The sequence below is a fragment of the Legionella drancourtii LLAP12 genome (genome assembly GCF_000162755.2).
GTDB classification, from domain to species: Bacteria; Pseudomonadota; Gammaproteobacteria; order Legionellales; family Legionellaceae; genus Legionella; species Legionella drancourtii.
In genome coordinates, this window is sequence record NZ_JH413843.1 from 85,389 (window position 1) to 99,900 (window position 14,512).

The window sequence follows — 14,512 nt, forward strand, 5'->3', positions numbered from 1 at the left end:
ACATAGGAACCCGTTCTGTCAATGAGATAGAGAATTATTTTTTGCATTGCACCATGTTTTTTATTTTTTAAATATACTCTGCCACTGCTGCATCATTTGTTGCATTTGCTGATTCCACGTTTCCGTTGCTTTAGCATAAGGATTATTTTGTAAAGGTTTCTCCATGACCTGGAACATTTGCTCCATCATCGTTTTTAATGAAGCCTGCATCGGATGATTTGCTAAAGAAATAATTTGTCGCAAAATGTCCGCCGATAAAAATTGCGTCGCTCCTGCCTCCATTTCAACAATGATTTGCAACAAAATAGAGTTTGTCAGATCTTTGCCGGTGTTTGAATCTTCGACTTTGAATTTTACCCCATCCACTACATAGTGCTGTAATTGCTCAATAGTAATGTATTGGCTTGTTTCCGTATCATAAAGTCGGCGATTCTTATATTTTTTTATTAATCGAGTCATATCGTTTTCTCAAGGATGTTGATGTAATTCAGTGGATGATAACAACAAAACAGGTCCACACGTGAGCCTTAACAGCTAAGCACAAATAAAAATCCATGCCCACTTCGCTGCTTATCCAAGGATCTGGAAATCTTATACTTAGAACAGGCTCCCTATGTTCCGCGAACAAGCCGCGGAACGTAGGGACACTATTTCAGTAGAAAGACAACCCTTAATACATGTGCAAGCCACCATTGATACTTAGATTTGCTCCGGTAATATAACGGCTCCTCTCACTAACCAAAAAATCAACAGCCCAAGCAATTTCTTGTGGTTCAGCCAAGCGTTTAGCTGGAATTTGAGCAATAATTGATTCCAGAATATCGGGGCGGATTCCCTTCATTAAACGCGTATCGACATAACCAGGAGATATGCTATTCACCGTAATATTTTTACTCATTAATTCTTGAGCCAAACTTTTAGTAAAACCATACACACCTGCTTTAGAAGCAGCATAATTTGCTTGCGAGAACTGACCTTTTTGCGCATTCACCGAAGAAACATTAACGATCCTTCCTGATTCATGTTCCCTCATATTTTCAACAACCTGACGCGTCACATTAAACATGCCATCAAGATTTACGCGCAATACTTCATCCCACTGTTTTTTGGTCATTTTAGTGAAGACCGCATCGCGTGTAATACCTGCATTATTAATCAAAACGTCGATATTCCCAAATTCTTTAATAATCGAATAAATAACCTTCTCGCATTGCTCATAATCCGTTACATCCATATGACGAAAAGCGACATTTCGATAACCTTCTTCACTCATCTCATTTTCCCAAGCCTTGCCATGTTCTACAGAAGCTAAATCAAGGGCAAATACATGTTTTGACGAGGCATTTAATTGTTTGGCAATTGCAGTACCAAGATCACCAGTACCACCGGTGATCAAAGCAACATTATGATTATGCATGTGATTCTCTTGTTGTTAGGGATTCTTAAAGCATAGACAGAACTCCCAATACTCTCAACTTTTGGGAGCTATTCTTGTTACATATATTGACCGCCATTAATATCTAAATTTGCGCCCGTGATAAATCCACTTTCTTCAGCAACCAAAAAAGCAACTGCATCAGCAATTTCTTTTGGAGATCCCAAACGACCAACAGGAATATTAGCAATAATTGCATCTAATATTTCTTTTTTGAGTGAGGTCAGCATATGTGTCTCTATATAGCCTGGCGAAATAGTATTCACAGTGATACCTTTATTGGCTACTTCTAAAGCCAAACTTTTAGTAAAACCAAATAAGGCAGCTTTTGTCGACGCATAATTACATTGACCAAACTGTCCTTTGCGTCCATTGATTGAGGAAATGCTGACAATACGGCCATAGCCTTTATCGAGCATATGAGGGATGATATTTCGTGTCATATTAAAAACACTGGTTAAATTTGAATCAAGAACGTGCTGCCATTGTTCCGGAGACATTTTTCTTAAACTGCAATCTTGGGTAATGCCCGCATTATTGACAAGTACATCAATATGACCATAACGCGCCATGAGCAAAGCCGCTAATTTTTCACAATCTGCAAATTGCGCCACATCAGCATAAGCAATATCAATGTCAAAACCGAGCTTTTTTTGCTCTTCCTGCCATTGTTTTGCTTCTTCATGATTTCCATGCTTAAAATAACATGCTACAACTTGAAAATCAGCAGCCAAACGCTGACAAATTGCCGAGCCGATACCGCCTGTGCCACCAGTAACTATTGCTACTTCTTTGGTCATAGATAACTCCCTGTTATTACTTAAAATACTACTATAGAAGAACTATCATCAAAAACAAGAATACGAAGCCTTAAAAGCAAAAATTCTTTTTAAATGTTGAGCAACGATGCTGTTCTCGATTCAAGTGTCGGCAAAATTGCTGTTTGTGGAATTAGCTCTTTATGAGGTACTTTTTGGGTGGTATATAGCTCATAAAATAGCGCAGCATCAACAGGTACTCTTACACGTAGCCATTGTTTTACCCTTGCCACATTGAGTGTTTTATTTTTCGCCGCGTCTTCCGTTAAATACAATGTGCGCGTATCGTTTCCGCTGCAAGCAAAAAACACTGGTGTTTTTTGCTCATATGATGCGACGTATAAATGAAAATATCTGCTCTTATCAAGGAATAGTAATGATTTAATTTGTTCGATATTTTTTGTATTGACGCTGTTATAAAACAACTGTGCATCAAGGGTACCATTGAGCAGCTCTTCTTTTATCACGGCAGCTTTGATAAGAGATTGACACCACGTATCAGTAAAACAAAGCCGAACCCATTTCAAGTGTTCTTTAAAATGCTCCTCAACGAGAACATGGAAAAAAGTTGCAACATAACTCACCCGCAGCAGTGATTTAACATCCAAAAAATGCAGAATATGGGCAATAATCTCATTAGGAAGAATATTTTTTGGAAGAACCATAACCAAACCTTGTTTAAAATGTACAAATTGTCATTATACATTAAAGTGCAGTGCTTGTTCCAAAGGTTCTGGTTTTACCAAGTTAGGACTAAAACTAGTCACAGACAAAGCCGTTATTTGTGGCACCACATTATGATTTGAATTGATATTTAATTCAATTTTAGCACGCACTCTCATTAAAGGTAGATTATTTTCTGATTTTATTTTTTCCGGATTAAGTTCTTTGCTTAAACCACCATGACCATCATTAACACAGATACTCCCATTAATCATCAAGGCATAAACTGCACTTTCATAAAATAAAACGATTTTTCCGCGTTCTAGTGTCCAATTCTGCTCTATTCCTCGTGTCTTAAGGATCCCAGACTCCATGCATGCAGTGAATTCTCCGCTCATTAATAATAAATCTAAAAAACGATTATTATCTTGCCCACCACGTTCCTGCAGCCAATATTTTATTGTGGCCTTATCATGTTCAGGGTAATTGGCAGCAGCGGCCAGATAAGTTAATAAATCGGTTACTTCATCGGCGGTTTTTCCTGTGAGGCCACGAATACTGATATTCCGTTGAAAATCTTTATAATCCTTTTGGAGCTCGTCTTGTGACTCAGGGAGTTCCATACGTGCAGCCTGCCATTCACCAATTGCCTGGTTCATGACTTCGCCTTCGTCTAAAGGATACTCATACTCCCAAGCAACTGGAGGATTTTTAATTTTTGCATTAATTTCTGTATTTTTTGCAAACTGCAAACGCTCAGGAATCATATCCATCAAGGTGCCATGTATAGGACCAAACAATGTATGTGATTTTGCGATAACCGTTTCATTTTGCTGTTTTGGTAACAAAGAAAGCGGTCTGACTCTTCGTTCCCTATCAGGAAGGATCATTTCCCCATGCTTCTGCAATAGCTCAGCCATTGCTCTGGCTTGTGGTGCAAAAAAAGTCGTATTTTGTTCTATCTTAATTGTTTCAATATAATGAATTGCTTCATGTATTTTGGCAATATTAATGCGATCATCATGAGTTTTACTCTGCTTAAGAATGGATTTGATATAGTATAAATGCTGCTCGATAGCCGAACTCTGCTTAACTGCAAGTAATTTATTTTCTATATGCTCAACGAGTACATCGATTTTGGATTTCATATTTAGTACTTAACACTTCAAGTGCTTTCTGTTAAATATTTACTCCATTATATCGCCTTAATATTAATTAAATATTAACACTGTGCTTATAAATTGCACTTTTACAAGTTCTTATCAATTTTCTTAATTTCGAGTTATTCGCATTGGATTTGCAGAGGTTAACATAGAGACGCTACCCCATCATTATCCCCCATTTAGTGGGGACAATGATGAATAGGCAAACAGATTTAGCGAGTCTGATAAACTGGCACATAGCCTTTTAACTGTTGCGCAAACTGCCGCAGTACCTCAAGACCAGATTCTTCGGCTTGACGGCACCATTGCTGTAAAGCATCAATTAATTCTTTTTGCGAGGCAGCCGTTTTCATCCATACATTTTGCAAGGATTGTTTGTAAGCATAAACAACACGCAATTGCTCACGAGTTTCTAATAACGTATATAAACGTTTTTTCGCTTTAGAGGTTAATAAAGAATCCTCTCGGCGTAATAAACTACCGGCACGAGCAAACAGTTTTTTAGCTTCTTTACTGTCAATAGTACTCTTTTCCTGTTGCAATATCGGTCTAATCACACCTTTATAATAATTGGACATAACTTGGAAACGATTGCCAATTACGGCTTTTACTGTATCCAAATCTACAGTTAACTTGCCCTCATCCATAGCCAACTTTGGTGGTAATTTTTTTACTTTTGCCAAACCCAAAAAGGAAAGGATACGGATGTACATCCAACCCATATCAAACTCCCACCATTTAACCGAAAACTTAGCCGAAGAAGCAAAAGTATGGTGATTATTATGCAGCTCTTCTCCTCCAATCCAAAATCCCCAAGGGACAATATTTGTTGCCGCATCGCGACATTCATAATTTCTATAGCCCCAATAGTGGCCAATACCATTGATTACACCTGCTGCATGCAGCGGAATCCACAGCATTTGGATTGCCCACATAGTAATTCCTGGCACGCCAAAGAAGAATAAATCAAGGAAAAACATGATTAAAATGCCTTTAGTCGAATGGCGCGAATAAATATTGCGCTCTATCCAGTCTGTCGGCGTACCATGCGAATATTTAGCAACCATCTCACGGTCTTTCCGTGCACTACGGTACAGTTCAGCACCCTCCCAAAATACTTTTTTAATGCCCAAGACAACGGGGCTATGCGGATCGCCTTCAACATCTGTTGTCGCATGATGTTTACGGTGAATAGCAACCCAATCGGCAGTAACCATACCGGTGGTTAACCACAACCACAAACGAAAGAAATGGCTGACAATTGGATGTAAAGTCAATGCTCTATGAGTTTGATAGCGATGAAGATAAAGCGTTACACCGGCTATAGTAATTTGCGTTAAAATCAACCCCGCAATAATATAACCCCAAAAAGACAGGTTTAAATAACCAAAAACCATGATAACTCCACGTCAAGTACAATGTAAGAGAACGCTACTCCTTAAGCTGGGTCCATAAAAAACCCCCAAAAGTACATCCATACAGTATAAGGATAACACATTTTCACTCATTACGTTGCAACATTTCGCGATGTAGTCGATAATTAAAAATTAAAGTTCAATTTTGGGATAATGCCATGAGCAAGAAATTTCAAGTACCAAAGATATTTGAAACCTTTGTGCCCTTTATCATCGCAGGGATCGCCATCGCCCTTTTTGTTGGTCTATTGTTTATGTTTTCCTATGTTGTTATTTGGGGATTAATCATTGGCGGCGTACTTTGGGTGCTCTCTATAGTTAAAGAACTCATATTTCCAAGCCCGGCAAAATCAGCGACGATTAAAAAAAATAAGGGCCGGATTATTGAGCATGATGATAAAAAATAATGCCTGAATTACCTGAAGTCGAAACAACGAAGCAAGGAATTAAATCCCATTTGGAAGGGCAAACGATTCACGAAATTAACGTACGTAATTTCAATCTCAGAATCCCTGTCCCTAATAATATTGATGAACTGTGCGCTGGAAAAAAAATTATTGCCGTAACGCGCCGTGCTAAATACATCCTTATTCAACTATCGCGTGGCTATCTTATAATTCATTTAGGCATGTCAGGACACTTACGCATTATCTCCGGCGCTACAATACCTGAGAAACATGATCACATCACTCTGAATCTGACGAATAAGCAAGCACTACACTTTTCCGATCCAAGACGTTTTGGCCTATTCACTTATGTGGATGAAAACCCACATCAACATCAATTGCTGTCCCATTTAGGCCCGGAACCGCTTTCTGAAGACTTTGATGGCAGCTACTTATACCAAAGAGCAAAAAATAAAAATAAGCCTATCAAATCATTTATTATGGATAATGAAATTGTGGTCGGTGTTGGTAATATTTACGCTACAGAAAGCCTATTTTTAGCGCAGCTCCACCCCAATAAACCCACAAAAAATGTCTCCGAAGAACAATGTCACCTTTTGGTTAAGCATATTAAAGCCGTGCTACAACAAGCAATTGAAAGCGGTGGTACGACACTGCGTGATTTTTATGCTTTTGACGGCAAACCAGGCTATTTTAGTATCTTGCTACAAGTCTATGGCCGAAAAAATCAACCCTGTCTACACTGTCAACGGCTTATCGAAACCCTAGTCATTGGTGGGCGTAGTTCAGCCTTTTGCCCAAACTGTCAAAATTAAATACACTATACAAGCTAATTGACCACCTTCTTCTTTTCATGTACCCTATCCTCGCCGAAAGTTACCGAGAGATTTTATGCTTCGTTTAGGATTATCAAAACCTGAGGTTAAGTTACGGAAAAAAACGGAACCGTTTATTATCCAGACTTTATCGTTTATGATTTTTTTGAAGATGAATATCAGCATTTCTGGAATGAGGTAAGTCAACATCCTCGAGAATACTTATATACTGATGGCATCAACGTAACTAAAGTAGGTAGGTTGCGCGTTTTATTTGAACGCTTTAAAGGGTGGTTGGGGTTTGAAAACCATTGTAGCACAAGTAAAGTTGAGATGACTTGTGCAAAAATTGCTTATGCCGGTTATTTAAAAGGCTTTCACTCTAAAACGCTTAATACTTTTGCGCCACCAATCATCTCTCATGGTTTTATAAATTTAGTGAACACCCTCAAAAGTCGTGAAAATTCGACAACCCTGCAACATCTGTTAGTAAGTCACTACAAAAACCATTTCGAAGACGTCCCGCCTCTAGCATCGACCAACCCGGCAAATTATCCTTTTGGGCAGGTATTTATAAGCGAAGCACTCCATACATTGCTACCAGCAATTGATCCTCAAGACGATACACTCATCAACAGAGCAATTCATTACATGCTGAGCACCGCGCAAAGCCCTGTTCAGTCAAGGTATGTCATACCCAGTAAATTCGCAAGCCATTATGCTTATGCTCTTATAGAGCATAAGCAACGAAAGAACGCCTTAAACCAAAGCGTTTGCCAAGAAGCCTTAGTATGGGATCCTGAAGTTGACGCAAAATTTAAGACGGTGTTCATTGAGTTTTATTTCATACAAACAAAAAAAGATCCGGCAGCCGTAGACAAAGCACTTAGATTAATTAATGCCTTAGCCTCATCACCAAACACTGAGGAACATGCTGCAGCAATTAAATACATAAAAGATAATTTTGATGTTTCAAAGCAATTGAGCTACTTAAAAAATTATCCTGCATTAAGAATGAAAATCGCACAGTTCTATTTAGCTGAGGCCCAAAAAGAACGCGATAAGTGGTCAATCAGTAAACTTTTTATGGGCAATCAAATGCTACCTCTATTAACACATGCGGTTAGCCTTGAACCCCAGGTTCTAGAACAAAACAATACAATACATACAGTGGCTATGAAAGAAGAATGGGCTCTTTTTCAGTTTTCGCTCGCAATCAAAGAAAAACGTTTTCAAGATGCAGAAACTCTTTATGCGCAAAATCCTTGTTATCAATTTAATAAGAACGACTTAGATTTTTTGGTAAAGTACTATGATACTGAATTAGTGCGTAATAAAAAGATTATAACGACCGAATTAGCCCATAAAAATACGCAACAGGCACAAGAGGCCGCTGAAAAACAAATAGCCCTCGCCAAAAAGAGAACACAGCTCCAACCTCAAGATGCGAGCAAGCTTTTTCGCGCGATTCTAGATTGTGCTGAAACACTAGTAACAATTGATGAAATATTACATCCAGACATAGCACAGACTGACTTAGAGCAACTAGATAGAGCGCAGAACTATTTAAACGAATGCAAATTAAATCTTGATCAAAAAGACTTAAACAAAATTAAAATCAATATTTTTAATCAATTAGTACAACGTAAAATTGATTGCTTGATTATTAAACTTGGCGTGCCACTTAGCTGCGAGCACTGGGAAGAGCGAAGAGAATTTGCAGAACAGCATCAAATAGAAATTGCCGCACTGAAAAAAAGTCTAAAAACGTTTATTGAACTCAATAAACCGATGGAAAAGCAAGATGAAATGCGTGTCTCCATAGCGAAAGCTTACTATTTACTGGCAGATACCATGCTTTATTTTGAGGAAAAAAAAGAAGATGCAAAACCGCTCTTCAAAAAAGCAACTGAACTTATGCCCAAGAACCCCTACTATCGTGCCCATTATTATACTCTTGTAGAGGATGAGAAACAAAATGATGTGGCAATAACAGAGATAAACAATGTGGGTTGGTTACATCTTACGAACTATAATGCTTATATGAAAGAACGATGGAATGCAGAAAAAATAATGAGCAAGGGATTTAATGTCCATACGCTACCAACTGAAACACCAGGCTTTTTCCAAAGAACATTCAGCTTTCGTTAAAAACTAGTTGCCCAGATAAAACCATCTGGACAATTGTGCTGACGTAGGCCATATTACCCACTCATTTAAGGGCTCCCACGATAATGAAATTAAACCAATTAAGAACCGCATGGATTATCTTTACCTTATTTTACTATACGGCAATTACCAGTTTACGCTGTATCTGTAAATATTATTTCAGTACGATCACCAGGCACTGGACCGATAAAAGTATTCATCATTGGGTCGACCAATTGCTCAATAAAGTGCAAGTGGAATATATGGTCGTAAACCCATACAATATACAACCTGAGCCAGGAAAATTAACAATACTGATGTGTAATCACTCCAGTGCCTACGATATTCCCTTGAGCTTTAAAGCATTCCCCCATTGCTCCCTTCGTATGTTGGCAAAAAAAGAACTATCTAAAATTCCGCTGCTAGGCAAAGCAATGGCAGCGGCTGAGTTTCCTTTTATCGATCGTAAAAATAGGTATCAGGCAATTAAGGATTTAGCCTATGCAAAAGAATTAATGGAAAGCGGCATTGTTATCTGGGTTGCTCCCGAAGGCACACGCTCCAAAGATGGTAAGTTAGGTCCATTTAAAAAAGGCTCATTTGTTACCGCAATTGAAGCAAAAGCAACTATTATCCCCATAGGCATTAGAGGAGCTAACAATATTCTTCCCGCACGTACATTCAACATTCATTTAAATCAAAAGGCAGAAATACATATAGGTAAACCCATCGACGCATCTAAATTTACTGTAGCCAATAAAGGCGAGTTGCTTGCGCAAACCCATCAGATAATCAAAGAACTAATGGGTAAATAGGTTTTACTGCCTTAGGTTAGTATGAAATAAGAAGTTCAGGAGCCCTTGTAATTATTGAAAAATGGCCCCATTCGAAATAGGGTCATTTTTCAGCTAAAAATTTATTTTGACGACTGCTTTAGATGGATACTCGCTACGAAGCACGGCCCAAGAAACTTTCTTGATTAACGTTCGCTTCCTTTTGATTCGCTACAAATTTTCTAAAGAATACCCCTTCATAGGTTATTAATTTAACTATAAAATTTATTATTACATCATCATTGGAGAAGTTTGTGCGTCTTTATCATCCCTATTCTCATGAGCAAAACTGGCTAAAAGCTGGTTTAACCACACGTCTTCTTGATTATGCAGCGATAAATTGGGATTGGTAAAGAAAGCAAAAGCTGGTGGTTCTTGAGTCGCAGCGGGCAGTGGTTCTTGAGCCGAATCTGGTGCTGGTATTCTATCTAATGCTCTAGCATCTGCTTCTATCTTAATAAATCCACTCTCAGGACGCAAATGGTTAAATAAAGCGTCAAAGGCGGTGTTAATAGAATCCAATAAAGAACTTAGTGGACTTTTGCTAGTAAAAACATAAATCGCAGCATCCAATCCCCCAATAAGTATATTAATACTCAAACGCACCGTAAGATTAAACATGCTTTCAAGTAGAACAACAGCTTCCCGGGAAAAAGATAGATCACTATCAGCTGAAAAGGAGCGCAGTAAATTAATAACCGAAACTAATAAACTAAATCCATTAACCAATACTTGGTAGGCTGCTTTCAAAGCAATCCAGGCCAGCTGCTTCAACGCTTGCGACAGAATACTTAGCGGTAACATCACTGCACTTAGCAGTGTTAACGGTAAAACCGTTAACACTAAGGCCAATATTCCTTTTTGTTCCAGGATTATTTCAGTGATTACTTTTAATGCATTCAATGAATGCAACGCATTACTTGAAGTGATGATTAACGAAGTAAAATAAACCCCTATAATATGCTTCCACGAAGGCACATTCACGATAAATTGTGGCCAAAATTTCAGTATATGCTGTACGTGATCAATAAATGCATCATCCAATAGTTTGTTTAACTCCGTGCCTGTTTCTTTAATCGTCACCAACAAGGTATCGAATTGTGGATGCTCAGTCATTGATTTGGGTAATTTAGTTTTTAACTCATTAATTAGATTCTCTAGATCCAAATTATCGTTAGCAGTCAAAGCGCTTTTAAGACGACGCAAAAAATCAACAGCCGTACTGCCATCAACATCTTGCAAAAGAGGCCGAATAGCTGCCAAGGGCTTTGACAAGAGATTAATATAGCGTAAATTTAATTGCCCATTTAAAAAAGTAGACATTAAGCCGATCATTAAATAATTATTACTAAAACGACTTAACCAGGGAACTGCAAATGCCAACGTGGTTGCTCCGGCTTTAAGGGCATTTAGTGCACCAATGATCATAGCAAGCGAATCAGTTCCCGCAAAATTCTGCGATTTTTCCACAAACGCTTTTCCAGGAATATTATCTTTGCCCTCAAGCATATAGTCTCTTGCCAAAACTATATCATTTACCAATACATTACATGATTCAGTTGGAATAGGCGTAGCAAATCTTAATTGTGAATCAGGATGAAATCGCAAGGCGCGTATCTTATAGGCTTTTTTAATTTCTGCCTCACTAAATTTTAAATCTGGTCGTGACATATCCAAATTTAACACCGCGCATAAATCTTTTCTGGTGATAATTGTTGGACCATCAAAAATGCTAGTATATGACGAGGACATAATGAACCCCTTAAAAACGGGAAGGCTTAAAATAGCCCGCATTATGTCAAGCTAATATACACATTGTCAAGAAAATGAAAGATTTCGTTATTCGGTGAGCATAGGACTGAAGCATCTGCCTCAATCCCATTATTATCTCTAGCTAATATTTCACGCCATAGCCACCCGTATTAGCCACCACTGAAGCGGATAAGCCAATACCGCGCGGATCCGAGGCTGCAGTTAATATATTAGTATCCTTATCCCAGGTAATTGCCTGCATATCCCCATAATACTGCTCTAATGGCATCAAGGCATACCCCATTGCCTTTAATGCCTCTTGAATTGCTGGAGAAAAAGTATCGGGTTCAAACTGCAAGACATCCGGCAAAAATTGATGATGAAAACGCATCCCTGAAACCATGCTAATTGCGCCAAAATCATCATGAAAAATTAACGAGGCAAGCAGAACCATTGTCGCAATACGACTCCCCCCCGGTGTCCCTAATATAGCAACGCGTCCTGGTGTCTCAAGAAAGGTTGGTGTCATCGTGGATACAGGTCTTTTACCCGCAGCAATCGCATTTTTCTCCATACCGACAATGCCAAAAACATTCTCTTCACCTACTTTGGCGGTAAAATCATCCATCTCATCATTGAGTAACACCCCAGTTCCTGCGGCAACAACACTGGAACCAAAAATATAATTTACCGTCATGGTCGCAGCAACACGATTTCCTTCGGCATCCATAATCGACAGATGAGTAGTATTGGTAATTTTACCTGGATTATTGCTCGGCCCCTGTAAAACCTTGCTGGGAATCGCTTTATGTGCCGGAATTAAAGAACTTAATTGCTTGGCATTGTCTGCAGAAATTAATTTTTCTACAGGAACAGTCTCAAAATCGGGATCACCTAAAAATTCTTCACGCTGCCAATAGGCCAAACGCATGGATTCAACGACATAATGAATCCATTGCGCCTTAGTATATGAGGCTAAAGGATAGTGCGAGAGAATATTCAACATGGTTAATAAGGCTATCCCTCCTGCCGAAGGTGGCGGTGCGGTAATAATTAACATATTATGATAGGCACCAACTAAAGGCTCACGGAGTTTCACCTGATATTGAGCTAAATCAGCAAGCCCCCATTTCCCACCTGCTGCATTAACACCGTGTACTAATTGTTGTGCGACTGGTCCAGAATAAAACCCTTGCTCCCCTTTTGTAGCAAGCAATTTTAGTGTTTTTGCCAAATCAGCTTGCACCAAACGTTCACCAAGTTCATAGGGACGTCCATTCTGCAAAAATATTGCCGCTGTAGCGGGATATTTTTTAATTTGTTCCAGCCGATCACTTCGATGTAAAAAACGACTAAGCTGCTTATCGACTAAAAATCCTTCTTCGGCTAATTTAATAGCTGGTGCCAATGATTTTTCTAAAGATAAGCGCCCATAGTTTTTAGCGATATAAGCAAGTGCAGCAGGTTGACCAGGAATTGCAGCGGCCAAACCACCATTTAAAGATAAGCCGGGAATAATTTTACCGTCAGCATCTAAATACATGTTTTTCTGCGCCGCCGCAGGTGCCGTTTCACGCGCATCAACAAAGATATTTTTCCGCTTATCTTCTTGGTGCAATAACCAAAAGCTACCGCCGCCCAGCCCTGAATGATAGGGCTCAACCACCGCCAATACCGCAGCAGCGGCCACCCCTGCATCAAAAGCATTTCCACCTTGAGCCAGCATTTCTAATGCAGCATTCGTTGCTAAAGGATTGGCTGTAGCAACAGCATAACCTGGAGGATGACTGTATGCTTGTTTTGCATCGATTGCCGTGAACGGGAATACACAACAGATAATTAATGCAATCCCTCCCCAAAAACTACCTTTACGACTATAGAGATCCATGATTACTTTGTCTCTTTTCTAATTCTTTAACAACGCAAGGAGGAACAAATTGAGAAATATCACCATTTAAAAGCGCTATTTCTCGCACCAAGGTAGAAGAGATAAACATTAAATTTTCTGAAGGCGTTAAAAAAAGAGTTTCTACATCCTTATATAATTTTCGGTTCATTCCCGCTAATTGAAATTCATATTCAAAATCAGAAACCGCTCGTAAACCACGTAAAATAACTTCCGCTTTTTGCTCTTGCACAAAATCAATTAATAAATTATCAAAGCCCATTACCCGAACTCCAGGTAAATGAGCCACTGCCTCTTCTAAGAATCGAATTCGAGTTTCCAAAGAAAAAAGAGGACGTTTGGCATTATTGCTAGCGACAGCTACTATTAGCTCTGGGAAAATTTTAGCAGCACGTCCTATAATATCCACATGACCATTGGTCACTGGATCAAAGGTGCCTGGATAGATTGCTTTTGTTTTCATATTATTTAAGACTGATTGCATAGGCCAACAGTCTAGCGTATTGTTAATCGAAAAACTACAATAATGGACTTGAGGTGAACATGGATAATCTAAAACGCTTTATTGTCATTCCAATTTGCTTATTGACTGCTTGTGCACCACCAAGACCGGTCATGGAGCCCCAACAACCCACTACACTTAATAAAGTAATCCCTGTAGAGCAACGTAAAGAAAGAACAAAAACAATTTCATCCTGGGAGATTCGTGGCGCCATAGCTGCCAAAAATAAATCCAAGGGCTGGTCTGCAGTAATGAATTGGGTACAAAATGGCCCCAACTCATACCACCTTCGTTTAATGGGACCTTTAGGTGCCGGTACCGTACTAATTAATAAAAGCGGCAATACCGTTACCTACCAAGATGGACCTAAAAAAATTAGCGCAACCAATGCCGATGAATTGCTGCAAAAACAAACAGGCATCAGACTTCCAGTAAATAATCTTTATTATTGGGTTAGAGGCTTGCCTGCGCCTGGCAAAGTAAATTCAGAACAACATGATCAATATAACCACCTGGTTCAATTAAAACAAAGTGGCTATGCCATTACCTTCGGAAATTTCACCTCGGTCAAAGGTGCGGATCTACCAGGAATCATCCGTCTTGAAGGAAATGGAGTGATGATTAAGGTCATTATTAAAAATTGGTCAGTTTAAAA

Annotated in this window: 14 protein-coding genes; 5 read left to right on the top strand and 9 right to left on the bottom strand. The window is 39.0% G+C overall.

Annotation, left to right across the window (positions count from 1 at the left end; genetic code table 11):
• Window positions 1–60: 60 nt before the first annotated feature.
• The 6 genes from LDG_RS13730 to LDG_RS13755 all read right to left on the bottom strand — a co-directional run bounded on the left by LDG_RS13730 (window position 61) and on the right by LDG_RS13755 (window position 5,476).
• Entirely contained in the window at window positions 61–459 is a 399-nt protein-coding gene (locus LDG_RS13730) for a polyhydroxyalkanoate synthesis regulator DNA-binding domain-containing protein (RefSeq protein WP_006872011.1), read from the bottom strand.
• Window positions 460–670: 211 nt separating this feature from the next.
• A complete protein-coding gene (phbB, locus tag LDG_RS13735; RefSeq protein WP_006872012.1) occupies window positions 671–1,417 on the bottom strand; it encodes an acetoacetyl-CoA reductase in 747 nt (248 codons plus the stop codon).
• Between the two features lie 77 nt (window positions 1,418–1,494).
• On the bottom strand, window positions 1,495–2,235 hold the full coding sequence (gene phbB / locus LDG_RS13740) for an acetoacetyl-CoA reductase (protein WP_006872013.1): 741 nt from the start codon (window positions 2,233–2,235) through the stop codon (window positions 1,495–1,497).
• Between the two features lie 89 nt (window positions 2,236–2,324).
• Window positions 2,325–2,918 carry an F-box protein gene (locus LDG_RS13745; RefSeq protein ID WP_006872014.1) on the bottom strand — a complete coding sequence of 198 codons (594 nt, stop codon included), beginning with the start codon at window positions 2,916–2,918 and terminating at the stop codon, window positions 2,325–2,327.
• A 33-nt stretch (window positions 2,919–2,951) separates the two neighbouring features.
• Window positions 2,952–4,064: a hypothetical protein gene (locus tag LDG_RS13750; protein WP_006872015.1), complete on the bottom strand. Its 1,113-nt coding sequence runs from the start codon at window positions 4,062–4,064 to the stop codon at window positions 2,952–2,954.
• Between the two features lie 227 nt (window positions 4,065–4,291).
• Window positions 4,292–5,476, bottom strand: coding sequence for a DesA family fatty acid desaturase (locus LDG_RS13755; RefSeq protein WP_006872016.1), 1,185 nt, complete (start codon window positions 5,474–5,476; stop codon window positions 4,292–4,294).
• A 176-nt stretch (window positions 5,477–5,652) separates the two neighbouring features.
• Here LDG_RS13755 and LDG_RS13760 point away from each other — a divergent pair, with 176 nt between their 5' ends.
• From LDG_RS13760 to LDG_RS13775, 4 genes are all read left to right on the top strand, one after another.
• Window positions 5,653–5,901: a hypothetical protein gene (locus tag LDG_RS13760; RefSeq protein WP_006872017.1), complete on the top strand. Its 249-nt coding sequence runs from the start codon at window positions 5,653–5,655 to the stop codon at window positions 5,899–5,901.
• Window positions 5,901–6,716: a bifunctional DNA-formamidopyrimidine glycosylase/DNA-(apurinic or apyrimidinic site) lyase gene (mutM, locus tag LDG_RS13765; protein ID WP_006872018.1), complete on the top strand. Its 816-nt coding sequence runs from the start codon at window positions 5,901–5,903 to the stop codon at window positions 6,714–6,716. The genes LDG_RS13760 and mutM overlap by 1 nt, the downstream gene beginning before the upstream one ends.
• A 333-nt stretch (window positions 6,717–7,049) precedes the next feature.
• Window positions 7,050–8,867 carry a hypothetical protein gene (locus LDG_RS13770; RefSeq protein ID WP_148263592.1) on the top strand — a complete coding sequence of 606 codons (1,818 nt, stop codon included), beginning with the start codon at window positions 7,050–7,052 and terminating at the stop codon, window positions 8,865–8,867.
• An 83-nt stretch (window positions 8,868–8,950) separates the two neighbouring features.
• On the top strand, window positions 8,951–9,679 hold the full coding sequence (locus tag LDG_RS13775) for a lysophospholipid acyltransferase family protein (protein ID WP_006872021.1): 729 nt from the start codon (window positions 8,951–8,953) through the stop codon (window positions 9,677–9,679).
• A 249-nt stretch (window positions 9,680–9,928) separates the two neighbouring features.
• On the opposite strand, the gene LDG_RS13780 is transcribed toward LDG_RS13775, so the two are convergent.
• From LDG_RS13780 to coaD, 3 genes are all read right to left on the bottom strand, one after another.
• Window positions 9,929–11,449, bottom strand: a complete 1,521-nt coding sequence (locus tag LDG_RS13780) for a J domain-containing protein (RefSeq protein WP_040535981.1) — start codon at window positions 11,447–11,449, stop codon at window positions 9,929–9,931.
• A gap of 142 nt (window positions 11,450–11,591) precedes the next feature.
• Window positions 11,592–13,337, bottom strand: a complete 1,746-nt coding sequence (ggt, locus tag LDG_RS13785; protein WP_006872023.1) for a gamma-glutamyltransferase — start codon at window positions 13,335–13,337, stop codon at window positions 11,592–11,594.
• The gene (gene coaD / locus LDG_RS13790) at window positions 13,324–13,839 is read right to left on the bottom strand and encodes a pantetheine-phosphate adenylyltransferase (RefSeq protein ID WP_040535983.1); all 516 of its coding nucleotides are present in this window, start codon (window positions 13,837–13,839) and stop codon (window positions 13,324–13,326) included. The genes ggt and coaD overlap by 14 nt, the downstream gene beginning before the upstream one ends.
• Window positions 13,840–13,898: 59 nt before the next feature.
• Between coaD and lolB the strand changes: the two genes are divergently transcribed.
• Complete coding sequence (lolB, locus tag LDG_RS13795; RefSeq protein WP_040535985.1) at window positions 13,899–14,510, top strand: lipoprotein insertase outer membrane protein LolB; 612 nt, start codon at window positions 13,899–13,901, stop codon at window positions 14,508–14,510.
• Window positions 14,511–14,512: the final 2 nt, after the last annotated feature.